Annotated in this window: 17 protein-coding genes and 2 pseudogenes; 6 read left to right on the top strand and 13 right to left on the bottom strand. The window is 45.9% G+C overall.

From position 1 onward, the window contains the following. Positions 1 to 10: 10 nt before the first annotated feature. The 7 genes from RCO25_RS13965 to RCO25_RS13935 form a co-directional block, all read right to left on the bottom strand. On the bottom strand, positions 11 to 1099 hold the full coding sequence (locus RCO25_RS13965; protein ID WP_308996759.1) for a phosphotriesterase family protein: 1089 nt from the start codon (positions 1097 to 1099) through the stop codon (positions 11 to 13). A 433-nt stretch (positions 1100 to 1532) separates the two neighbouring features. After that, complete coding sequence (locus tag RCO25_RS13960) at positions 1533 to 2291, bottom strand: SDR family NAD(P)-dependent oxidoreductase (RefSeq protein ID WP_308996758.1); 759 nt, start codon at positions 2289 to 2291, stop codon at positions 1533 to 1535. A 274-nt stretch (positions 2292 to 2565) separates the two neighbouring features. After that, positions 2566 to 3294 carry a helix-turn-helix transcriptional regulator gene (locus RCO25_RS13955; RefSeq protein WP_308996757.1) on the bottom strand — a complete coding sequence of 243 codons (729 nt, stop codon included), beginning with the start codon at positions 3292 to 3294 and terminating at the stop codon, positions 2566 to 2568. 35 nt (positions 3295 to 3329) lie between these two features. Next, positions 3330 to 3467, bottom strand: a complete 138-nt coding sequence (locus RCO25_RS13950; RefSeq protein WP_308996756.1) for a hypothetical protein — start codon at positions 3465 to 3467, stop codon at positions 3330 to 3332. A 111-nt stretch (positions 3468 to 3578) separates the two neighbouring features. Next, positions 3579 to 5315, bottom strand: a complete 1737-nt coding sequence (locus RCO25_RS13945; RefSeq protein ID WP_308996852.1) for an ABC transporter ATP-binding protein — start codon at positions 5313 to 5315, stop codon at positions 3579 to 3581. 43 nt (positions 5316 to 5358) lie between these two features. Further along, positions 5359 to 7122, bottom strand: a complete 1764-nt coding sequence (locus tag RCO25_RS13940) for an ABC transporter ATP-binding protein (protein WP_308996755.1) — start codon at positions 7120 to 7122, stop codon at positions 5359 to 5361. A 97-nt stretch (positions 7123 to 7219) separates the two neighbouring features. Next, positions 7220 to 7654: a MarR family winged helix-turn-helix transcriptional regulator gene (locus RCO25_RS13935; RefSeq protein ID WP_308996754.1), complete on the bottom strand. Its 435-nt coding sequence runs from the start codon at positions 7652 to 7654 to the stop codon at positions 7220 to 7222. A 264-nt stretch (positions 7655 to 7918) separates the two neighbouring features. On the opposite strand from RCO25_RS13935, the gene RCO25_RS13930 reads away from it, so the two are divergent. Continuing rightward, positions 7919 to 8536, top strand: coding sequence for a TetR/AcrR family transcriptional regulator (locus tag RCO25_RS13930; RefSeq protein ID WP_308996753.1), 618 nt, complete (start codon positions 7919 to 7921; stop codon positions 8534 to 8536). Between the two features lie 47 nt (positions 8537 to 8583). Next, the gene (locus RCO25_RS13925) at positions 8584 to 10935 is read left to right on the top strand and encodes an MMPL family transporter (RefSeq protein WP_308996752.1); all 2352 of its coding nucleotides are present in this window, start codon (positions 8584 to 8586) and stop codon (positions 10933 to 10935) included. 291 nt (positions 10936 to 11226) lie between these two features. Here RCO25_RS13925 and RCO25_RS13920 read toward each other — a convergent pair whose 3' ends face one another. From RCO25_RS13920 to RCO25_RS13895, 6 genes are all read right to left on the bottom strand, one after another. Beyond that, a complete protein-coding gene (locus RCO25_RS13920; RefSeq protein ID WP_308996751.1) occupies positions 11227 to 12831 on the bottom strand; it encodes an OmpL47-type beta-barrel domain-containing protein in 1605 nt (534 codons plus the stop codon). 180 nt (positions 12832 to 13011) lie between these two features. Beyond that, a complete protein-coding gene (locus RCO25_RS13915; protein ID WP_308996750.1) occupies positions 13012 to 16980 on the bottom strand; it encodes a discoidin domain-containing protein in 3969 nt (1322 codons plus the stop codon). 647 nt (positions 16981 to 17627) lie between these two features. After that, on the bottom strand, positions 17628 to 19250 hold the full coding sequence (locus RCO25_RS13910) for a glycoside hydrolase family 5 protein (protein ID WP_308996749.1): 1623 nt from the start codon (positions 19248 to 19250) through the stop codon (positions 17628 to 17630). Between the two features lie 24 nt (positions 19251 to 19274). After that, positions 19275 to 20129 carry a carbohydrate ABC transporter permease gene (locus RCO25_RS13905; protein WP_308996748.1) on the bottom strand — a complete coding sequence of 285 codons (855 nt, stop codon included), beginning with the start codon at positions 20127 to 20129 and terminating at the stop codon, positions 19275 to 19277. Next, positions 20129 to 21013 (bottom strand): carbohydrate ABC transporter permease, encoded by an 885-nt coding sequence (locus RCO25_RS13900; protein ID WP_308996747.1) that lies wholly within the window; start codon positions 21011 to 21013, stop codon positions 20129 to 20131. Before RCO25_RS13900 ends, RCO25_RS13905 begins: the two co-directional genes overlap by 1 nt. A 33-nt stretch (positions 21014 to 21046) precedes the next feature. After that, the gene (locus RCO25_RS13895; protein ID WP_374992112.1) at positions 21047 to 22327 is read right to left on the bottom strand and encodes an ABC transporter substrate-binding protein; all 1281 of its coding nucleotides are present in this window, start codon (positions 22325 to 22327) and stop codon (positions 21047 to 21049) included. A 310-nt stretch (positions 22328 to 22637) separates the two neighbouring features. Here RCO25_RS13895 and RCO25_RS13890 point away from each other — a divergent pair, with 310 nt between their 5' ends. The 4 genes and pseudogenes from RCO25_RS13890 to RCO25_RS13875 all read left to right on the top strand — a co-directional run. Next, complete coding sequence (locus tag RCO25_RS13890; protein WP_374992111.1) at positions 22638 to 22970, top strand: hypothetical protein; 333 nt, start codon at positions 22638 to 22640, stop codon at positions 22968 to 22970. Next, entirely contained in the window at positions 22963 to 23235 is a 273-nt protein-coding gene (locus RCO25_RS13885; protein WP_308996745.1) for a hypothetical protein, read from the top strand. The genes RCO25_RS13890 and RCO25_RS13885 overlap by 8 nt, the downstream gene beginning before the upstream one ends. A 67-nt stretch (positions 23236 to 23302) precedes the next feature. Continuing rightward, positions 23303 to 23467, top strand: a pseudogene (locus RCO25_RS13880) (GntR family transcriptional regulator); the annotation flags it as partial. 86 nt (positions 23468 to 23553) lie between these two features. Continuing rightward, positions 23554 to 23834, top strand: a pseudogene (locus tag RCO25_RS13875) (transposase); the annotation flags it as partial.

Raw genomic sequence — 23834 nt, 5'->3', positions numbered from 1 at the left:
CCTCCTTCAATCAATAGGCTAAGAGTTTTGCGGGATTCTCGACGGTAAGCTTCACAATTTCTTCGCCAAGACCGAACTGCTGCAACTGTCCCAACATCTCCGGGAAACGGGTATATCCATAAGAACCAGCCGTCTTTCCATGTGCCTTCGATGCGCTATCATGCCCGCAGACAATTTGAGATCCGTAGCCTTTTTTCAATAAAGCAACCAAACCTTTCAATCTATCATAGTCATCCGGAAGCGTTGAAATGAATGAACCCCAAGAATCGAAACCAACGTACACGCCTTGGTCTAAAATCTTCTCGATGTAATCCGTATTCACGTTTCTTCCGATTTCGGGATTGTAAAGATACGCTTGATTCTCGCAACCTCTGCGTAGAAACTGATCCTGGTGCATCATTAGCAATCGATCAGGATTCATGCCGCATTCTTTTAGAGCCACATCAACAACCCCATAAATATGATTATTCGTCATAGGGTAGCCGGAATGAACATGAACCGAAAGACCTGTTTCATTCGAAAGTCTTGCTTGTGCGCGAAGCGCATCTAACTCACTCTTATCGATGGAACCGTCTTCATGAATGGTATTCACCGCACATTTTAAGAAACCGGGCAACACATCGCTGCCATCGATTCCTTCTTCCACTTCTTTTTTGAATACCTCATACATAAACTTATCGTCTTTCCCGATATATTCATCTGGACGGGCGGCAGCGTAATAAATACCGGTACAGGTAATAAGGTGAATTCCGCTTTTTTGGGCGGCTTCTTTTAACTGTTCGGCAGGAGCTCTCATTCCTATTGGAGAAGCATCGACGACAGTCTTTCCTCCAATCATTTTGAAAGCATTGAATTCAGCGACCGCGAAATCAATATCCCCGGCTAATGAACAATCCTCCGAAAAAATGGACATTCCCTGCCTTAGGCCTGCCAGATTTTCCATACGAAGCTCCAGCATCGAGTCAGGTATTCTACCCTTATACTTCATAACTTCTCTGCTCAATAAGGAAATGTCTCCCAACACATGCTCGTGCGCCGTAGTATACCCTAATTCCTCTGGTTTAATGTCCCCTAATACGGTAGTAATTCTTTTACTCATTAGCTAGACTCCTTTCTAATGAAATGCCAAATAGTTTCATAAGTTTGATCTTCATCTTCTCATCTCTGGAGACAACAAGTAATCTAACTCTACATTGGACTATCCTGTCTTCATCGTAGCGGACGGATTGCTTTCCATCTAACGGTTTGACGACTTTCTCAATGACGGTTTACAGACTTTCGATTGACTCATACCGTTTCGCCACCCGAGAATAACACTCCACCAAACAAACAAAACACCTGAACCAAGGGTGAAGCCTACCTTGAATCAGATGCTTTTCGCTCATACTTTTATGCTCTATTTCATATCGGTCCACGTCATCCGAATACAATCCTTGTCTCACTGCCTTCGATCAATCCGGAAACTGCTCGAGGACGACTTCCTTAACCCCTTGTAAATTGCTGCTTTCACTTAGATACACCTCCGTATGGTTTTACCAGTGAATATCCACGCCGCCTTCAACACGTATATCTTGTCCTGTAATCCATCTGCTATCTTCTGAAGCTAAGAATAAAATAACGGGGACAACATCATCTTCTGGTATTCCAACTCTATTGAAAGGACTAGATTTCGCAACTTCCGTCATAATTACATCATAAAGTTCTTTCGGAGAGTCATTTATTACCGTATCAGTTATCGCTATAGGACTTACATTGTTCACTCGAATATTAAATTTACCCCATTCTTTAGCGACGGTCTTAGTTAGAGCACCAACAGCGCCTTTAGCTGCAGTATAAGACGCATATCCATCCAAGCCTTGCACGGCATTGCTTATAAAATTAATAATCGACCCGCCATTTTCTTTCATTAAAGGATGGCAAAGCTGCATCATCGTCCATGTTGCAAAGAGTTGCGTTTTCAATGAATGATCTAAGTCCTCAATTGTTTGATCTAAAAAAGAAACCATATAGTTCGAAGCAGTTGCCCCATTAATTAAAACATCTACATGACCAAATTTCTCTTGAATATTCTGTACAAATTCCTTCATTTGCTCTTGTTCTTTTAAGTTTGTAATCATTGCTAATACTTCTGCACCTTCTGCCTCACACAGCTTTGCAGTTTCCTTTAATTTCTCTTCTTGGATATCACAAATTGCTACTTTTGCCCCTTCTTTGGCAAAACGGATTGCATTTTGTTTTCCAAGACCTGCAGCGGCCCCAGTAATAACAATAACTTTATCTTTAAATTTCATTTACGACACCTCAACTATTTGATAGATTTTTGAAACAATGTTATGAAAACAGATCCTGTGCCAATATGAATGACACCATAACTTTAACAAATATCGAATCGGTAACGTTACAAGCTTGCTGCTTTTTATATCAGATTTGTACGTTATCTTTTAATAGGCAAATAAGAAATAGACCATTCTTCTCCAAGGAGGTGGTCTATTTCTTTTCTGAACTCACTCGTTTATTTTTGGTTATTACTTGCTTCAGCCTCTTACGATGACCAGTTCCTTAGCGTTATTTTCGAATGGTTAAACTTTGATTGCGATCAGGTTTAAGACGGTACTGATGAGGTGTGATCCTCGTTTCCCTCCGGAATATATCGGTGAAATGACTTTGTGAGCTGAAGCCAAGTTTCTGTCCAATATCGTTCAATGTCAGCGAAGTATGTTCGAGAAGTTGCATAGCCTCGGCAATCCTCTCCTTACGGATGCGATCAGAAAGCGTTTCTCCCGTCTCTCGCTTATATACATGGGAAAGATGGCTTCGGCTGAAATGCAACGCTTCCACGATTTCGCTGACAGTAAGAGAATCGTACAAATTCTCTTTAATATAATGATGACACTTCCGAACTAACGGAGAATAGCGATCATCCTCTTGGGCAATAGCAACGTTGTCGGCATACTCAAGGAAAACTTGATGATGCAAATCTAATAAAGTTTGTACAGATTTGGCCTGTTGTGCCTTATCGATATAATTGCGGTAAATACCAGAAGCCTCCATCTCCGACATCCCTCCCTCTACGGCGGAACGCACAATTTGAGGCCATAGAAATTGAACAACCATATAAGTAAAAGACAATTGATCGCTAAAAATCAGCTTAGTATAGGTTTGATATTCGGGGGTACTCAGCTCTCTCTCGATTTGTTTTCGACGGCCGCCGCGAACACAATCTAATAAAAACGATAGTATGGAATTCCCCTTTTGTCTCGCGTATTCATCAGAAATATCGGTTTGAAAGTCCATTGTAAGCGCCTCCTTGTCAAATCTCTGTATCTATCTTACCAGAGAATTGAGGAAATTTTCATCTTGGAGAGGTTTAACCATTTCTTGGCTGCATCCTGAAAAACGATTTCTCCACTTGTTACTTCTTCAAGGATAGCGAGTCTGTCCGCAGCGCCGTATTTTCTTTTAAACATGAAAAAACTCCCCTTACAGCAGCAGGTTTTATTATTTCACCTGTCTACCGTAAGGGGAGCTTATTAGTAACCTGCTGCCGTCTCTTTCATTTTTTTGAGCATACGTCTTTGTTATACGACCGCTTCCGTAGTCTCGAACTGGCTGTTATACAAATCGGCATAGAAGCCGTTCGCAGCAAGCAGCTCTCGGTGATTTCCACTTTCGATGATATCGCCGTCCTTCATGACGAGGATCATGTCGGCATTCTTAATCGTGGACAGTCGGTGTGCGATAACGAAAGAAGTTCGTCCCGCCATCAGTCGGTCCATCGCTTCCTGAATGAGAAGCTCCGTTCTCGTATCGACGGAGCTCGTCGCCTCGTCGAGGATGAGCAGCGGGGCGTTCGCAATAAGCGCTCTTGCAATCGTAATGAGCTGCTTTTGCCCTGCGGAAAGGTTCACTTGCTCGTTCAATACCGTGTCGTAGCCATGCGTTAAGGTTCGGATAAAATGGTCAATGCCGACGGCCTTGCAGACGTTCTTCACTTCGCCATCAGTAACGCCCTGCTTGTTGAAGACGATATTTTCTTTGATCGTGCCCTCGAATAACCACGTATCTTGAAGCACCATGCAGAACTGTTCATGCACATTTTCCCTTTGGAGCTCCTGAATCGGAACGCCATCGATGACAATCTCTCCGCCGTTCAGCTCATAGAATCGCATCAACAAATTGACGATCGTCGTCTTCCCCGCACCCGTCGGTCCAACGATGGCGATCTTCTGGCCGGGCAAAGCGCGGGCTGAGAAATCGTTAATGATGAGCTTATTCGGATCATACCCGAAGGTAACGTTCCGGAACTCCACCTGCCCCTTAACATCCTTAAGCACCTTCGATTTATGGTTCTCGTCCTCGAGCTCTTTCTCTTCCAAAAATTCAAAAACGCGTGCGGCTGCGGCTGCAGTCGATTGCAGACTTGTCGCGGCCTGCGCAATTTGCCCAAGGGGCTGCGTGAACAGCCGGACATAGAGCATGAAAGCGACGATGACACCAAACGAAATATGATTGTTCATCGCTAATGCTCCGCCGACAATACAGACCGCCACGTAGCCGAAGTTTCCGACAAACATCATGAGCGGCATCGTCAACCCGGATAAAAATTGCGACTTCCATGAGCTTTCATATAATTTATCGTTAATTTCGTTAAAGGTTTCCTTCGCCTTCCGCTCTCCATTATAGACTTTAACGACATCGTAGCCCGAGTATATTTCCTCGACATGGCCATTCATCGCACCTAGGTTCGCCTGCTGGTGGACGAAATGCGTTTGCGATTTTTTGATCATCATGGTCATAAATGCAAAGCCTAAAAAAGTCGAAATGATAGCTGTCAACGTCATCCAAACGTTCGTATAGAACATCATAACCAAGGAGCCGACCAGCATCGTGACGGACGTCACAAGCATCCCGACGCTCTGATTCATCGTTTGTCCGATCGTATCAATGTCGTTCGTGACGCGGCTAAGCACGTCGCCGTTACTGGTGGAGTCGAAATACTTCAGCGGAAGCTTATTGATCTTCTGCGATATGCGTGTACGCAAGCTTCTCGTTACCTTTTGCGTTACCGTAGCCATAATGTAGCCTTGGAAAAACGAGAAGATGACGCTTAATCCGTACAGGACGGCAAGCAGAATACCAATACGGCTAATCGCGTCCATGTCGATTTCGCCCATGAAACCCTCGGTAATGTGATCCGTCATGTCTTCCAGCTTACTTGGACCGATAATCGTAAAGATAGTGCCCACGACGGACAGCAGCAGAGCCACGACAATAAGAGGAACGTATGGCCTGCAATACGCGACTAGCTTGCCCATTGTGCCTTTGAAATCGATGTTTTGCTTGGTTGCGACCTGTTGATTAGCCAATTTCAAGCTCCTCCTTCGATAACTGAGAGTTCGCGATCTGACGATATACCTCGCAGGTCTGAAGCAGCTCTTGATGCGTGCCTCTTCCTACGATCTTGCCTTCGTCGAGAACGAGTATGAGATCGGCTTCCTTGATCGTTCCGATTCGCTGCCCCACAATCAGGCTGGTAGCGCCAGCTGTTTCTTGCTTCAGCATGGAGCGCAGCTGACGGTCTGTCTTGTAATCAAGCGCAGAGAAGGAATCGTCGAAAATGTAAATGTCAGGCTTACGGAATACAGCTCGTGCGATGGATAACCGCTGCTTCTGTCCACCGGACAAGTTCGAGCCGCCTTGCGAGATGCTCCCCTCATACCCGCCTTCCAGCTTCTCGACGAACTCCTCACCCTTGGCGATCGCAACCGCTTTCTTCACATCGCCGGCCGAGCCTGCTGCTCGCCCGTTATCGCCATAGGCGACGTTGGTCGTCACGGTTCCACTGAACAATACAGTTTTCTGAGGAACGTAGCCGAGCTTGTTATGCAAATCCCTCAGCGCGTACTCTTTCACGTTCAACCCATGGACGAGCACCTCTCCGTCCGACACGTCATAAAATCTCGGAATTAAGTTCAGCAGCGTACTCTTACCGCTGCCCGTCGAGCCGATGAATGCAACCGTCTCGCCCCTGCGCGCAACGAAGCTGATGTCCCTAAGTACATATTCATCCGAATCCGCATACTTGAAGCTGACATTCCGGAATTCAATCTCTCCGGCCTTCGCGCCATATGGCGATTTCATACTGCCATCCCTGATGCTTGGTTCACTATTTAACACTTCCATAACGCGCTTAGCGGAGACTGACGCCCTCGGCAGCATGAAGAAGACCATCGAAAGCATTATGAAGGCCATGACGATCTGCATCGCATAAGAAGAGAAGATGACCATGTCGCTGAACAAGCCAAGTCTTGCCGACGTATCCGCCCCAGCGATCAGATAGCCGCCGATCCAATAGATTGCCAAGCTTAATCCACTCATGATGAGACTCATTACAGGCATCATTAACGCCATTAATCGGCTGGTGAACAGATTCGCATCGGTTAATTCCCGATTCGCATGATCGAACTTCGCTTCATGGCTCGGTCCCGCGTTATAGGCACGAATGACTCGCAGTCCGGTCAACCCTTCCCTCGTTACCCGGTTCAATTGATCCGTTAATCCTTGAATCGCTCTGAACTTCGGCATGGCGAAAAAGATGATGATCGCGATCATGAACAGAAGCATCGCAACCGAAATGCCGGACGAAAGCGTCCATTGCCAGCTCTTGCTGGAGATTTTCACAATCGCCCAAACGGCTAGAATCGGCGCCTTGATCATGACCTGCAGCCCCATGGCCACGATCGTTTGCACTTGCGTAATATCGTTCGTGGAGCGTGTAATTAGGCTCGCCGTAGAGAATTGGTTCATCTCGGCCATCGAAAACGATTCGACCTTGTCGAAGAGCAGGCTCCTAAGCCTCTTGGCGAGCGACGCAGCGCTCTGCGCGACGAGATAGACGACGATGAAGGAAGCAAGTAAGCTCCCGATCGCACACAGCAGCATATAGGCGCCCGGCTCCCACACCTCGCTCAAGGAGTTGCCTTCTGTCTGCACCAGCTTCGTAATTTCGGCCAAATAATCGGGAAGCTTCAGATCGAGCCACACCTGGAACACGATAAACGCGGTGCTAATGAGAATAAACCAAACATTTTTCGGATTAAAATACTTTAAAATCTTAAGCATCTACCCAACGCTCCTTCTCCTTGTAGTTAGCAATGGAACTGTAAGCTTACTAACAATATTACTTTAATTAAAGCCGTCCCGACAACACTGACGACTGCTACTCCAAATTGTTTTTGATTTTATCCAAGACAGCGAAAAACGTATCCAGTTCCTCTCGCGACAAGCCCTTCTTCAATTCATGCTCCAATTCAACGTATTTCCCTATAATGGTTTCATGGAACTCGATGGCCTTAGGCGTAAGCATAATCCTCTTTAATCGCGCATCGTAGGGAACCGCTTGTCTCGTAATGAGATTGTTTTTCTCCATCAACTGTAAAATTTTACTCGCCGTCGAACGACGAATCGAGAACTCGTTTTCGAAATCGCGTTGAAAAATCTCTTTGTCTCGGTTATCAACAAAGTACTTCAACGCCCATCCGTGCATGCCTGTCAACTGATCTGCGTATTTTTGATTAATAAACCCGTCAACCTGTCTTTTCAACATATTTCTTAACGTTCTGAGCTCCAGCGCAACCGATCGGTCAACGTCCATCTTTGCCCCTCCTTTTACCTATCAAAATTCTGCTTTTTCCTCATTTTATCACAATACTTGTTAGTTAACTAACATAATTACGACTACTTGATAGTACTTTCCCGACTTTTTTTTACTCTTTGTCTAACTTTGCCCCTCAACGCCACAAATCCGTAACAACTTGCTCATTGTGCATCATTGCCCATTGGGCAATAATATAGATATGGATTTATATTTGAAAAAGCTTCCAGTCTATCTGAAAAGAGGTGAACGCTTAAGCGTTATATGATGAACAAACAAAGCTTACGCGATATCAAAAGGGAAGCAACCGCGAATGCGCTTGCCGAGGCAGCGTTTGCTCTAGCTCTGGAAAAGGGGATGGACGGCTTCGTCGTCGAGGATGTCGTGCAGTACGCTGGTTACTCCAGAAGAACGTTCGCGAACCACTACTCCTGCAAGGAGGAAGCGGTAGCGTCGGCAGCTCTTATCTTCAAAGGCGCCGATGAAATTGAGGATTGGATTGCACGCTTAAACGAGGACATTTCCCCGCTTGAGATCCTGTACCATTTGATGAAGATGCAGCTGACAGCAGAGCATTTCGTGAAATTACAACAGCTTGTATCGCTCTCGAAGCAGTACCCGTCACTTGAGCCATACATCCTCAGCGGACTGCGCCGTTTGCAAATATCCGCTCAGGAGACATTGAGCGGATTATCCCATGGACGTTATCCCGAGGGGTACATCCACCTTCTCGTCGGTGCTGTTTACGGAGCCGTGCTGCCATTGCTTGACGGCAGCCTGAACGTGCTGCTTCCAGGTCAATCAGCCGCCGAAACCCCAGAGGCTATTACGCTCGATCACTATTTAGACACCATGTTCGGTTACTTGCGTAACGGATTCTAGTTCATTACCTCACTTTATTTCTACATGCAAAGGAGAAGCATTAACCTATGTCAACTTTCCTGTACAGATTAGGCAAGTCAGCCTATACCAGGCCATGGTATTTCATTGTCAGTTGGATCGCGATCCTCGGAGTTGTGCTCGCCCTGCTCGGGGTCAACGGAATACATGTCAGTTCCGATATGAAAATTGAGGGCACGGAATCGCAGAAGGTGTTAGATCAGTTATCGGCAGAGCTGCCGGAAGCTTCGGGCGGTCAAGCCAGTATCGTGTTTACGGTCCCAAAGGGCGAGCGTTTGGACACGCCGGAGCGTTTGACCTCTATAAGCGAAGCTGTTAACGAGGTATACAAACTTGAGTATGTTATTAATCCGATCGAACTGGCTGCACAAGCCGGAGCATCGATGACCGACGCGGCTGCGCAAGGCAGCCAGACTGCGCAAGGGGAAGCCGCTGCCGGGTCCGCTCAAGGAACAGCAGGCGAATTGCCTCCTTACGGCCCGATGATGGTGGACGGTGTTCCGGTTCCTGGCGTGATGCTTGCATCTGACGGCAGCGTCGCCCTGTTCCAATTCCAATTCACCGTTCAGCAAATGTCGCTGCCGGAATCGGTCCCCGATTCCGTAATCGATGCTGTCATGGCCACCCAGCAGACTGGTATTACCGCATTACCCAGCGACTCGCTTTCGACCAAGCCTGCAATTGGTTCGACTGAAGCAATCGGTATTGCCGTCGCCGCCGTTGTGCTTTTCATGACTCTCGGTTCGGTAGTTGCTGCAGGCTTGCCGCTTCTGACCGCTCTAATGGGAGTAGGGATAAGCGTAGGAGGGGCATATGCCTTCTCGAAATTCATCCATATGACCGACCTCACGCCTGTTCTGGCGCTTATGGTCGGGCTTGCCGTCGGAATCGACTACTCGCTGTTCATCGTGAACCGTCAGCGCCGCATGATTCTCGATCAGGGACTAAGCGCTCGTGAAGCAGCTAGCAGAGCAGTCGGCACCGCCGGGAGCGCCGTGTTTTTCGCTGGCTTGACCGTTATCATTGCCTTGTGCGGCATGCTTGTGATTGGGATTGGCTTTTTGTCCGCGATGGCCCTTGTTGCCGCGTTGGCCGTCCTCGTCAACGTTCTGGTTGCACTTACCCTGCTGCCGGCTCTGCTAGGCCTGCTAGGTGAACGCATCTGCTCGGCAAAAGCGCGCACGAAGAGCAGCAGCCAAACGAATAAAATTTCTCATGGATTCTCACACCGCTGGGTAACGGACGTTTCGAAGGGCCGTTGGCTTATTATTGTTGGCGTCATTGTTATACTTGGCGCAGCAGCGCTCCCGGTCGCAAATATGGAAATGGGCATCCCATCGGGTGCAACGGCGAACTTGGACACTCCATCAAGACAGAGCTACGACGCCATTTCAAGCGGTTTCGGCGAAGGCTTCAATGGCCCGCTGCTCCTAGTTGCCCAGCCGCAAGATTCCTCGGACGCCATAACGATGGAGACGCTGGGCGGGCTGGTTCAAGAGCTTCAGCAGAATGACAATGTTTCAGTAGTAACGCCTATGGGCGTTAACAAAAACGGAGATATGGCGATTATTAGCCTCATCCCAAAAACAGGACCGACGGACACAGAGACCAAAAACCTAGTGCATGTGATTCGGGCTTCCGATTCGAGCATGGCGCTGACGAATGATGTCACGATAGGAGTTACTGGATTCACCGCGATCAACATCGATATGTCGTCAAAGCTGGCAGAGGTATTCCCACTCTACGTCGGCATTATCGTTATCCTCTCGCTAATTATTCTGCTGCTCGTATTTCGCTCGGTCATCGTTCCGCTCAAAGCTACGGTCGGTTTTCTTCTCAGTGTACTCGCCACCTTCGGGATTACTACGGCCGTGTACCAATGGGGATGGCTTCACTCCCTCTTCGGCTTTGATACCGGCGGCCCGCTGCTTAGCTTTATGCCGATTATGGTTACCGGCATTCTTTACGGGCTGGCGATGGATTATCAGGTCTTCCTGGTCAGCTCCATGCGCGAGTCTTACGTCCATGGTCATCGTGGAACGGAGAGCATCGTTCACGGATACAATCAGGCCAGCCGCGTTGTTGTAGCCGCAGCCGTGATTATGGTATCCGTCTTCGCCGGCTTTATTTTTGCTCATGATATCATGATCAAACAGATCGGTTTTGCGCTGGCGATTGGCATCCTTATTGACGCCTTCATCGTCCGCATGGCGCTCGTACCAGCAGTCATGGCGGTCTTCGGAGATAAAGCTTGGTGGCTTCCGAAATGGTTAGACCGCATGCTGCCGAATCTGGACGTCGAAGGCGATAAGCTGCTTGCAGAACTGAAGGACCAGGAAAGCTCCGCTGACATCAAGACTAACCCTAGTCGGGCTTACTGATTCCTTTCTTGAAGAAGATAATGAGCAGCAAATAATGAACGCCGGAGAATGTCCCTGCTCAACAGGGGATTCTCCGGCTTTTTTTTGGTTCTCGAGCATAATGAGGCATCAACACTTTTAATAATTTCGCAGCCGCCTTTGCTCATGCCGCTTGATTTTTTGGCGCAAATCTGTTGTTTCCTTAACCTTTTTTGATGAATACACACCGCACGCAAAAAGTGCCTCATTCCGTATGGAAAGAGGCACTCTTCTTGATCAGTTACTTACTCCCCGCAGCACCGGTCAACTTTCTTACTTGACGGTTACGGTGATCTTCTCGCTGGACGTCTCGCCGGACGCATTGACCAATTCGGCACGATACTCGTATACACCCGCCGCCTTGCCGGAAATATTCGTGACCGCCTTCTGGGCGGCAGGCGTCGCTGCGCTCAGCGTCTGCGTATCGATCACTACTCCATTCTCGTATAGTCGGTATTCCGAACCATTCGTTCCCCACCATAGATTCATCGTGACGCCGTAATTCCCATCCCCGTCCCAGTTGTCGTGGGACAATACTGCCTTACCCGGCGCAGCGTCGGTGACGGTGACGACAAGCGGGTCGCATGCTGTCATGCCGAAGCTGTTCGCCAGCTCACAAGTGTACGTGTATGTTCCGTTCGCTTTGCCCGTAATATCCGTTTGCACGGTCTGCGCATTCGGCGAGCTGTCCGTCAACGTCTTTGTATGGATCAACACGCCGTTCTCGTACAGCTTGAATTCAGTACCGTTGTTCCCCCACCACAGATTCAAGGCAACGGTATAGCTGCCGTCTTTCAATCCCGTGTCGTGTCCATTGTTGTCGGACAGTACCGGTTTCCCCGGTGCTCCGCCTGCAAGCGGAGTTACATCATGCAGCCACTGTGCCCAGCGTGTCAGTGCCGCGGCTTGTTCGGGCGTGAATACTTTGCCGCTTTGCTTGTTCACTTCCAAGGTATACGCTTGCAGCAGTGAACGGGCTTCCGCACCTTTGCGCTGCTCGGCTTTCGCTTTGGCGTTAGCCAGCTGCTGCTTCAGTGAGTTTACTACGCTTTCTGAATCCAGTGCGCCGGTTTCTGCCGCGAATGTCCCGGTCAGCGCAGATAGGCTGTCGAATGTCGCATATACGCTATACGAATGTTCAGCCAACCCGCGGTGTCCCGCCGCATCTTCCGCTTCCGCCGTTACGCTGTGAACACCCGGCTCCAGCGTATACGCCTTGATATCCGCGAGCGGTGCGCCGCATGGTGAGTAAGTGACGCCGGATACGGTGTCGGCTGCGCTGCATGTAATGTTGACCGTCTGATCAATCGTATACGACGCTTCTCCGATCATTTCCACTTGAGGCGCGGTCAGATCGATCTTCACCTCCACCGACTTCGGATTAACAGAACCCGTTACAGTTATAGGACGATACAGCATTCGGTTCGCTCCTTCCTGTCCCAAGGTGACAGGCGCGTCGTAAACGCCCCAGCTGCTTCCGCCGTCCACGCTGTACTGCACATTCCCGTAGTCCAACAACGTCACCGTTACGGGCACGGTATACCATCCGTTACTTCCGTTAGGTACTTCAGGATTTACAGATGCGACCGTCTTGTCAATGATCACCGCAGCCGTATGCGGCTGTTCCACATTGCCTGCCCAGTCAACGCTCCAGTATACTAACGTATGCGCTCCCTCGCTGGTCAAAGTAACCGAGTTCCCGGTTTGCTGCGCCCCCCCGTCTACTGTGAAATAGGTCACCGCAACACCGGAACCCGCATCAGCGGCATTGAAGGTTACCTTGGTATCCTTGTCAGCCCATTCCGGTGCATCATCCGTTGTCACCGGAGGCGTCAGGTCAGCCGCTTTTACAACCCCATGCAATCTCAGTTCAGCCATATTTCCAAACCAATTACTCCAATTGTATACACGGATATAACGGTATGGCACTTTGCTGCTGACCGGGAAGCTTTGCCAATCTCCTGATGCTATAGCTGCTGTTGTAAGATCAGTCCAGTTCGTATTATCGTTGGAACCTTGGATTACGGTATACTTTATTCTGCTGAATAGATTACTCTCTTATCTTCCAATCAGCTCCACACTCGAAAGCAAAGCTTGATTGCCTTCCTTAAAGTCAAAGGTAATATAGCTTCCCGCTCCAGTGCCATTCAGACGGAAATCAGTTATCGAACCTAAATTGCTGTCAAAAAGACTATTCACGATTGACAAGGTTGCTGCTGCAGATCTCCCTGAAGTGGAATCCATGAGATTGGCGATGCTAGTCACATTGCGAATCACATCGGACTCATTGACAATGTACAGCTTGGAACCGTCTGTCGTAGATGTCGCCGGGTATCCATCCACTCCGCTTTGCCCCTTGTAATCAACAGCGAAATTCACGCTTCCTGCTGCCGTACCTTGATTCAAGGTCGCTTCTGCTGTCCAGTTGATGTTATCGGCAGAACTAACCGTTGCATCCATGCCTTGAATCTTAACCTTTACGTTTTGGATCGCTTCTTTTGCTTTGAAGGACAGTTTTACCGTATTACCGGGCACAATCCTGCTTTTAAGGCTCTGAGCCGAGCTGATCGAAAGCGTCTCGATTTTGTTCGTGGATTCAACAGAGCCATATAACCGTAGTTCGGCCATATTCCCATACCAGTTGTTTCCATTGGTTATTCGGATATAACGGTAGGGTACTGTGCTGTTAATCGTAAGCGTCTGCCATTCCGTTGTATTCCATGCTGCACCCGTGATGTTCGTCCAAGTCGCGTTGTCATTAGAGCCTTGCACCACGGTGCCATTAATTCTGTTGGCATAACCATCCTGCCTTGCGATCACTTCCACCTTCGAAAGCAAGGCTTGGCCGCCTTCTTTAAAGTCAAAGGTAAGGTAAGCGCCATATCCGCTGCCATTTAGCCGGAAATCCGTAACGGTACCTAAATTTTTATCAAACAATGCATTTGCCGTTGCCAAAAGATCAGCCGGATTTCTTCCACTGGAATCAATAAGATTAGCTATCCCAAGCACATTAGAAACATAATCTGTCTGGTCTGCAATAAATAATGTAGATCCGTCTGTTGTAAAAATGGTTTCCTCTGCATCCATTCCAGCAGCCGTTTTGTAATTGATCATGAATTTCATTGTACCTGTTTGTACACTTTGATCCGTAACGAACGTTGCTGTCCAGTTGATATTGTCAACAGTGCTGGCAGCTATCGTTTGGCCCTGAATATTTACATTCACATGATTGATCATTTCTGTAGACTTGAAGGACAATCGGATCGTATCCCCTGGAACAATTCGATTTTTCAGGCTTTGATCCGAGCTGACGGAAACGGACTCCAGTTTGTTTACCGTCTCATGGCGCTGACCAAAGATTCTAAACTCAGCGACTTCCAGCATGGTACTCGACGGCTCTATCATTTGCATTTTCAAGAATCGGTATTGCTCATATTCGAGCCCGGCTTGTACCTCAAGTCTCTGCATCTCTTCCGTAACCGTTGTTAGACCTGGTGTTAACCTTGTCCAATTTACTTTATCATTGGATCCGAACATAGCAACGCCGCCAATTCGTTCCGGAAAACTAGCTCTTACCTGAAGCTCGAAGGCATTTGCTGAAATTTTGTAATTGGGCCCTAAATCCATGTAATGAGTCCGATCTTGCGCTGTAAAAAAGCCCACAAAACTATCATTCGTACCATCCAACCAGTTGGGAACGGCATTGCCCATGGTTGAACTAACAAACATATTCGTAAAATTAACGCTTCCGTCCTCCATCAAAGGCGTCAATACTTGAAGACTTTGAACCGCATGATTCAAGTCAAATAGTTTTTGATAGAAAACCTCATCAGATGCACTCGAAATTTGATTCATTACGTCCGCATAAACATTGTGATAATGATCAAGCGTTGACGTAATATAAAGTGTGTCTGCATGATAAGGCGCAGTTACTGCGTTAACTGCAGATTGCCGATCGTTTGCCACTACAATGGTAACGTCCCTGGTCGTAACCGAAGTGCCGTCTGATGCTCCCACTACAAAGGAATACGTTCCCGCTTGTGTTGGAGACCAGGATAATGCGCCGGTGGTCTCATCGAACTCGGCACCTACAGGTAAATGATCAGCCTGATAGGTAACTACATCCGTTGTGCCAGCGTCTGTCGCAGAGAAATCGAAATGGACAGCGTTTGTAGACCCCAAATAGGTAAATAGTGATAATGGCTCGTTGCCTGCTGTAAATACTGGAGGCGTCAGCTGTACTCCGGCTTTTAAATGAATGTGGTCGATATCAACCGTAGTGCCGGCTCCTTTTATATTGAAATAAACGAGGTCGCCGAGCCCTTGGAAATTATTGAACGCATAGCTGATATATCTCCATTGCCCCTTTGTATCCGGCAGCGTCACGGTATCGCCAAACACTTCCATTTTCGCTACGCCACTGGTCCGTATCTTGAATGCAATGGTTCTCTCGCCGCTGCCGGCGCCAACAAATGCAATTCTGCTTCCCTCTTCCGTTGCCGTAATCTGAGCGAAGGTAGTATCTCCTTCTAGTTTTGTCGTCGAATGACTGTCCAGCTTCGTGTATCGATCTTCTATTTCTCTCAAATCCGGATTTGTTATCGCCTTCGGAATATTCTGTGTACCCTCGGCCTCCGCTTCTTCAGGGATATAAAGCCAATAATCCCCGCCTCCATCCGGCGACTCCCAGTAGAAAGGCAATCTCTTGGCAAACATCTCGGTAAAATATGGAGCTTCTGTCTCCATATTTAATCCTGCCGTATATTTATAGTAATAGTAAAGGTCATACACATTACCGCCAATTCTTCCTCTATAACCGCCGGCCAGTTGTTTATACACGATGGTTGGACTTCCATTTACATCTGTACGTGCCGCAACCGGTATCCAAGGTGTATCGTGGCCAATCATGTACCGGGCAAAATAGTCCGCAGCTTTTAAGATTCGATTATCGAGGAATTCGTAGGGGCCAACAGCATTCGGCGCTGTAGAAACCGTCCCTTGCACCGGATCTACCTTTGTTTCCTGGGCTAGCAATAAACGCGATAAAATTTCCACATTGGTTACGTCGCCAGCGCCATGCGCCTGGTCCCTGCCCATTTCGACATGCTGAACTACTGGGGGATCTACCTCTTCCCCTGTCAATATATTCGTATCTACCAGTCTGAATAATGCTTTAATAGCGCCATTTTGCCCCTGATCGACGGCGGTCTTGTTAACGGTAAACCACTCGACTCCCTCATTATACCGGTCCCTGTTGCCGGTAAATATATAACCTGACATGGCTCCCAGCAGCGAATAAAGATGTTGGTTCATGAATCGATCATTCGTGTGTTGGAAGGTTTCAATGACCGGATTTATTAGATTATTCGTAAAATCGGTCACATCTTTCTCCGTCCACTCCAGTTCTTCGTTTTGCGTGCTTGTATACCTCAAGATTTCTGCGGCAGAAACCATTCGGTTGAGCGGGATTCCCGTGTGAATATGTGCATCGTTAAAATACACGTATTTCCCAGGATCCATCTGTGACCAAATTCGAATAATACGCATCGCATTGGCCCGATATACCTCATCACCGGATACGATATACAAAAGGGCTTGGGTATAAGCCTTCAAACCATCGGCTATAAATCTTGAATTAAAGCCCTGACTGTTAAAGGCATCACTAGCCGGTTTTGTCGGGTCCGCGCCGCTCTGATTGCTGGATGTGACAGTCTTTGAAGCGGCCGAAGATAAGAGCATTTGATTAAAATAGGTAGACCAAGGCTCTTTTTGCGCCAGTACCTGTGTCCTCAAATTTTCAAGAATATCCTTAGTTAGTCCGACACCAGGATGTTTGAATCCGCTTTCATCGATTACCTCATTAATTATGGGCTGATATCCGGTAATAATCGATAGCTCAGTTGTTTCCGCTGCAGATACTTCCGCCGGTAACGGCAGGATCGTTGCCAACAAACAGATGGAAACAACGAAGGCTAATAAACGCTTATTAAACCATTTACCAAAATTAATCCCTTTCAGAAACATCATATTCACCTCCCTTGATGTCATGTGCTTACTGCTGCTTACAGTCCCCCTAGGATAGAAATCATTCTCATACAAACCGCTCCGGAACTTTACTCGCATTCATATAACCTCCTCTTATACTAAAATCATAAAGCATCATTCCGTATGATCAGGATCAACACTATCATCATGAAAACGCTTTATCCATTGCAATATTATTCGTTTTCGTCCGTTTTCTTTAAATCGACTAGTATAAAACAGAAAACCACGTCCAGAGGACGTGGTTTAATTGTCAATAAAACTGAACAGTACTGGCACATTTATAGTATAATTTGCTCCCTTTTTGGTCCATTTTATGTTTGGTATGATCCCAGGAATTAAAGGTTCCTGCTACTGAAACAACCTTAGCCTGATTGTCTGATTGATAAAGAAACTTTACTCCTTGCTGTCCTTTTGCCGGAAAGTCATGTCCCATATCATTCTCCTTTATGAAGGTTGTCGTTATAATGCCATACCTCATAAATTAAAAATAACATGTAAAGGGGACAATACCTGTCACCTTTCCGGGGGTTGGTAGGTTCTTTTTTGGAATCTCCCACCTGTCCAGACAAAAAAACCTCCGCTTGGAGGTTTTTTTTGATGCTATGGGTGGAATTACGACCTCTTTCTTTTTAAACGGGTACTATTCGAAGCCATTGAATGGCAACAGGCTGTCCTTTTGCCTTCAATACTAACCGATGCAGACCAGCATTAGCACTGAAATGTTTGTGAAGTTTAATTGAGTTCCAGGAATCTCCACATGTACCGGCTACACCGAAAAGGACATCATCCACAGTAACTTCGATAAACCCAAATTCTCCTGTTTGAACACATAATTCTAAGGTAAACTCTAATGTGGAACGGAATGAAGGAACAGTAAATTCATAAGCAAGCCAGTCATTCGGAGCAAGCTGTACATATAAAAGCTCATCCGGCTGCCATTCTTCACCCTTCATATGTTGAAAATGAGGTTTATCTCTTTGTTCTTTAACAAATCGGATATCTGTTCCGTCATTTACTCTAAAACCAATCTTCTTATCACATGGTTTCCCAATGCCGAAACTTGTACCCTCACCTTTGTAACCATAAAAGATTGCAGGAATACGAACTGGAGGCCTACGGAATAAAGCATTAACGACTTCTGGTCGATACACACAATGTTCAAACAAAATATTGTTTAGGTATTCCCACAGGATCCTCTCTGCAGTTTCCGCATCCGGTTTAATGCCGCCCTCCAAATAGTCAATGAGCAACTGCCAGCCCTTTGGCGTATTTACAGAACAAGGTGAATTAGTGCAGTCCATCTTTTTCCATGTCCAGAAGTTCCAGGATATATTGTGATCTTCATATAGTCGAAATACTCCTGCAAACCAATCGCAATTGTTCTCCCCGCCTTCGCCCATGAATATCGGTACGTTCCACTCATCCTGTTTATCTAAAAATGTCTGAATACTTTCCGTATCCGGGTTATTCCAATATTTATGGAATTGAAGCATGAGATTGTCGTCAATCTTCTCATCGAAAATGGACCAATCGGTAGCCCAGTGCGCACCTTCTAAAATAATCATATGCCTGTCATCCACTTCTCGGATCGCGTTCACAATCTCTTTATAAAGCGGCATAACTTGATCGTTATATACGGAGAACCAATCCGGTAACGGCTCATTCAGCAGGTCATATCCTGCGACGATCCATTCATCTTTATAGCGTTCCGCGAGCATTTTCCATATGGCAACCGTTAACCGTTTATTCTTATCATCCATGAACAGTTCCGGCTTATCATGTTCAGAGTCGTCAATATTCGTCCCCGTTTGTCCACCGGGAGCACCATGTAAATCAAGGATGACATAAAGCGAGTGTTCACGGCACCATTCAATAACTCTATCAATGATCTCGATACGTCCATTGATAAGACGCAGCGGTTCTCCATCCTCGATAAGGAATCTAGCGTTAATAGGTAAACGAATGGAGTTGAATCCTTCAGCCGCTATTTTTTGTATATCTTTTTCCGATGTATAATTTTCGTAATACATATCCCAAAACTGTGCGGCTTTTTCTTCTCCGACTAATTCTTTAATCATGCGTTCGATTCGGCGAGGACGGTCACCTTGATTTGGAAACCGCCACATATAGCCTTCTGGCAACATCCAACTGCCGAAGCCGACGCCCCGAAACAGGATTTCTTGGCCGCTGCCGTTAATGATTTTTTTTCCGGAGGCTTTTACGAAACCATGTACTTCAATGGATTTTCCCATTGTCTCAATCCGCATCCTTTCCTATTAGCCTTTAATTGCACCTTCTGCTATACCGCTTAAAATATATTTTTGCAGGAGCAGATACAAGACAATAATCGGCAGCATCGTCAGCACCAAAGAGGACAGAATAGCCGACCAGTCGTTGTTATACTCGCCAAATAGCATGTTCGTAGAAATCAAAAGTGTATAATATTTGGAATCGGTTAACATAAGCAGCGGCAGGAGAAAATCGTTCCACATCCACAGAGCATTTAATATAGCTACTGTTGCCGTTATTGGTAGAAGTAATGGCAAAATAATAGAAAAGTAAAGCCGAAATTCACCGCATCCATCCATCAATGCTGCTTCGTCCAGATCCCTAGGAATCGATTTTACGAATCCATGGTACAGAAATATCGCGAGAGCTACCCCCAAACCAATATAAATCAATCCCAGACCGTATGAAGTTCCTTGCACTTTCAGTTCCTTAGCGATTTTGACCAGTGAAATGATTATGGAATGAAACGGGATTAATGACGATAAGACAAATAATCCAAACAGAAAACTGCTTAACTTCCCAGGTGTCCTCGACATCTTATAACCGGCCATGGAAGCAAAAAGAATGATCCCTGCTACCCCGATAATCGTTACGACAATTGTATTTTCAAAACTGTTCAGATAATCGATCTTTTGGTATGCATCAATATAGTTTCCAAAATCTAATCGGGTAGGAAACGACATGATATTCGTCAGCATTTCCCCATCCGGCTTAAAAGAATTTAATAGCGCCATATAAATGGGGAAAAGCGTGAAAATAGAAGCAATAATTAAAACGAGAAAAATAAAAGCATTTCCGGCCCCGCGTCCGATCGATCTATTGCTCGATTGCCTCTGTGCCATTATGCCTCTACCTCTCTTCTCTTCATAATTAATAATTGGATGAGTGTAATTAAGAGGACAATCAAGAATAGGATAATCGCTTTTGCGCTGGCATATCCGAACCGCTGGTTGAAACGAAAGGCTTCTTCCACTATGTTTATCGCGATTACCTGCGTTGACCTTCCCGGCCCTCCACCGGTTAATGCAAATACGGCGTCAAACACTTTAAATGAAGTGCTAAGCGCTAGGAAAATACCGATTGTTAGAGCCGGATATATCATGGGGAACGTAACATGACGAAAGATCTGAACGCTACTTGCCCCATCTATAGCTGCTGCTTCTTTCAATTGCATGGGTACACCTTGTAGAGCGGCTATATAGATAACCATCTGATAGCCTACCCCGCCCCATAATGAAAGGATGATGATGGAATAGAAGGAATAGGCCGGATCGCCAATCCAGGATTGATCTAGAAAGTGGATACCGGTAGACTCAACAAAAGATGGCAGCACTTTCGTAAAGATGAACACCCACATGAATCCGCCGATGATCAAGCTGAGCATGTTCGGCATAAAAAATATGGTTCGAAACCATACTTTGCTCTGCCGCCTGGATTCCACAAAGACTGCTAAGAGCAAAGCAATGACATTTTGCAGTACAACCATATAGATCACATATTTCAATGTAAACCATATTGATTTCATGAAATAAGCATCCTTCAGCGCCTCGGTATAATTGGAGAATCCCACCCAGTCATAGGTGGGATCCAATCCATTCCAGTCCGTCAAGCTGTACAACACGCCCCCGATTGTGGGGGCGATGGTAAATACAGCATAGAATAATAATGCTGGAAATACGAAGGCGAGAAGGATGACCGTTTGCTTGTATTTTTTTGAATAATTCATAATCCGTCACTCCCGGCCACCTGTTTGTCATACCTATTGCGCTGCTTTTACTGCAGTTGCCCATGCCTTATCCATCGTGCTGATGAATTGCTCCTTGGTAACCTCTTTAACGAAATAGCTTTGCAGCAATTTGGCCTGTTCGTCTGTAACACCATTAGGCAGTTTGAGATCTTGGTACGTTTTACCTTGTGCCACATATTCGGAAGCTTCATTTACCCAAGGGAACACTTCATATTTGTGAACGCTCGATACTGGATTGAACTTCAGTTCTTGGAACAATGCCGACGAATCTTTCTCATCCAAGATATAGTTCAAGAGATCAAGCGCCACTTCTTTATTCTCGCTGGTTTTCGATACAGCAAGCGTTGTGGAGGTCGACAAGTTGATCATCGTTCCAGCGGCATTGTTGCTAACCGGTAGTGGGGCTACGCCAAACTCAAACTCAGGATTTACTTTTAGAAGCGTTTCTGCATTCCATGGTCCTTGTATCCACATCGCAGCTTTTCCGTTCGCAAATTCAGTGGAACCCGCTTCATTGCCTACTTCAAAGGGTTTATCTGTTCCGTTTGCATTAATGAGGTCGATAATATTGAATATCCCTTGAACATCTGCATAAGAAGCTTCGCCTTTGTTCATTTTTTCGATCCAATCCGGATTTTCAGAGGAAATGATTCCACCAAGAGAAAGAGCTGTCATTAGTTGAGGCACCCAAGACTCTTGGAAAGCAAGCAAGAATGGTTTTATTTTAGCCGCATTCAATTTATCTACAGCTGCTTTCATTTCATCAAGCGTTTGTGGAGGCGTGATTCCCACATCACTAAAGATCTTTTTGTTGTACAGGTACCCCCATGCCAAGCTCTCAAGTGGAAGGGCAACAACTTTGCCGTCAAGCGTAACGGTATTCTTCACGCTATCATATAAGGTTGCAATTGCCGGTTGACTCGTAAGATCTTCCAGATAACCAGCTTTTTCATACGTTGTGAGATCGTTGGCATGTACATCAAAGATATCGGGTGCATCATTAGAAGCCAGACGTGCTTGTAGAACTTGCTTAGCCTGGTCCGGATTCGGCATTTCGAGATCGACCGTAACATTGATATTTTTCTCTGCTAATTCTTTGGCTTTAAACTGTTCAAAATACTTTTCAAATTGTTCTTTGAAACGCGGTGATCCTATTTGCACTTTCAGTTCGACTTTCTGTGCCTCTGCCTTCGGTTCTTCCGTATTTCCGCCATTAGCTCCTTCATTGGTAGCCTGGACAGCTTCTCCACTGTTTTGCGTGTTGTTAGTGCCGCAAGCCGTAATTGACAACATCAACATTACGCTTACAAGTCCCAGATAAAACGCTTTATTCATAGTTTTTATCCCCCTTAAATGATTAGTACATCCTTAGTATAGGGTAAGTTTGAAGGAGCATCATTAGAGCCAATTAGCAACTATTGTTGCACAATATTGATAACGCTTACTTAGCGATGGACACTCGAATTTCTTTCGATTTGAGGTATATTCATAACACGCGGCCCACCCCATAAATGAGGGTCGACCGCTTTGCTTTTTTTACAGCGTTCCGCACCACCTTGATCCGGTTGCAAGAGACAATCTGTTAGATATTTTTCAGGAACTGGTGGAAGATGGAGAAATCAGCATCCTGTTTTCGACTCATATCACAACCGACTTGGAAAAATGCGCAGATTATATTACTTTTATCGATAACGGACAAATTATCAACAGCTCTGAGAAAGAAGAATTTATTGATACCTATCGCTTGGTGAATGGGAAAGAAGACCAATTGGATTTGATAAACGACCAGTTAATTGCCTACAAAAAGAATTCATTTGGCTTCACTGGCTTGATCTATACTACAGACTTTGATCTGTCTTTGGATATGAAGTCAATCGTGCCTAATCTTGAGGAGATTATGATCTATTTCTCAAAAAAGGAGGGTATCCATGTATAACTTACTGATGAAAGAATTAAAGTTAGGCGTAAGTCCTTTCTTTTATATAATGCCCTTCTTGACAGGCGCCTTAATGCTAATACCTGGATGGTTATATTTCCTTGTCCTCCTTTACTTTTGTTTTATCACGATACCGAATATGTTTGCAGGGTATAAAACTCAGAATGATTTGATATTTACGACCATGCTGCCAGTAACAAAAAAAGACATTGTAAAAGCAATGGTATCCGTTATTGTAATCCTGGAATTAATGCAGGCATCGTGATATTTGCGGTATTTACGATTATCGCTTATCATATTGCCATCAAACGGTTTGAGAAAGTGGAAATATAATGAACATAGCTATTTCGAACATATCTGATAAACCCATCTATCAGCAGCTTTTTGAACAAATCAGCTCACAAATTCTCAATGGCGAACTAGATAATGGGTATAGTTTGCCACCTATACGACAAGCGGCAACGGAGCTTCGTGTTAGTATTATTACCGTAAAAAAAACTACGACAGCAAGATTAACTAGCAGGTATTTCCAAACATTTGTCGAAGGTATATAGGTCAGAATTTATCCTAGGAGATGACCTTCATGCTTGAGAAAAATAGATTGGGTAATGCGCCAAAAGTTTACTTCAGACCTGAATTTAAAAACTGTCCACACTGTGATTCTAAATTGCGGAGAACCCATACCGCGTGGGAGAAAAAGATTGTCACAAGAGACGGAATCATCCACGCTTGGAGCATGGCTTATGCTTGTAAGAATACAGGTTGTTCACATTCAGGAGTTGCCTATAAATCTGCTGAAGCTGAAATGCTTAGCATGAAGCATTCCTCCTATGGATATGACGTACTCGCTCTCGTTGGTGAACT

Source organism: Paenibacillus sp. LHD-38 (assembly GCF_031157315.1).
GTDB lineage: Bacteria > Bacillota > Bacilli > Paenibacillales > Paenibacillaceae > Pristimantibacillus.
Note: the sequence above shows the minus strand (reverse complement) of the source record. Positions and strands in the feature narration are given on the sequence as shown.

Coding starts and splice junctions, on each gene's coding strand:
- RCO25_RS13965 (WP_308996759.1), bottom strand. CDS start 1,099: ATGAGTAAAAGAATTACTACCGTATTAGGGGACATTAAACCAGAGGAA.
- RCO25_RS13960 (WP_308996758.1), bottom strand. CDS start 2,291: ATGAAATTTAAAGATAAAGTTATTGTTATTACTGGGGCCGCTGCAGGT.
- RCO25_RS13955 (WP_308996757.1), bottom strand. CDS start 3,294: ATGGACTTTCAAACCGATATTTCTGATGAATACGCGAGACAAAAGGGG.
- RCO25_RS13950 (WP_308996756.1), bottom strand. CDS start 3,467: ATGTTTAAAAGAAAATACGGCGCTGCGGACAGACTCGCTATCCTTGAA.
- RCO25_RS13945 (WP_308996852.1), bottom strand. CDS start 5,315: ATGGGCAAGCTAGTCGCGTATTGCAGGCCATACGTTCCTCTTATTGTC.
- RCO25_RS13940 (WP_308996755.1), bottom strand. CDS start 7,122: ATGCTTAAGATTTTAAAGTATTTTAATCCGAAAAATGTTTGGTTTATT.
- RCO25_RS13935 (WP_308996754.1), bottom strand. CDS start 7,654: ATGGACGTTGACCGATCGGTTGCGCTGGAGCTCAGAACGTTAAGAAAT.
- RCO25_RS13930 (WP_308996753.1), top strand. CDS start 7,919: ATGATGAACAAACAAAGCTTACGCGATATCAAAAGGGAAGCAACCGCG.
- RCO25_RS13925 (WP_308996752.1), top strand. CDS start 8,584: ATGTCAACTTTCCTGTACAGATTAGGCAAGTCAGCCTATACCAGGCCA.
- RCO25_RS13920 (WP_308996751.1), bottom strand. CDS start 12,831: ATGGCTGAACTGAGATTGCATGGGGTTGTAAAAGCGGCTGACCTGACG.
- RCO25_RS13915 (WP_308996750.1), bottom strand. CDS start 16,980: ATGATGTTTCTGAAAGGGATTAATTTTGGTAAATGGTTTAATAAGCGT.
- RCO25_RS13910 (WP_308996749.1), bottom strand. CDS start 19,250: ATGGGAAAATCCATTGAAGTACATGGTTTCGTAAAAGCCTCCGGAAAA.
- RCO25_RS13905 (WP_308996748.1), bottom strand. CDS start 20,129: ATGGCACAGAGGCAATCGAGCAATAGATCGATCGGACGCGGGGCCGGA.
- RCO25_RS13900 (WP_308996747.1), bottom strand. CDS start 21,013: ATGAATTATTCAAAAAAATACAAGCAAACGGTCATCCTTCTCGCCTTC.
- RCO25_RS13895 (WP_374992112.1), bottom strand. CDS start 22,327: ATGTTGTCAATTACGGCTTGCGGCACTAACAACACGCAAAACAGTGGA.
- RCO25_RS13885 (WP_308996745.1), top strand. CDS start 22,963: ATGTATAACTTACTGATGAAAGAATTAAAGTTAGGCGTAAGTCCTTTC.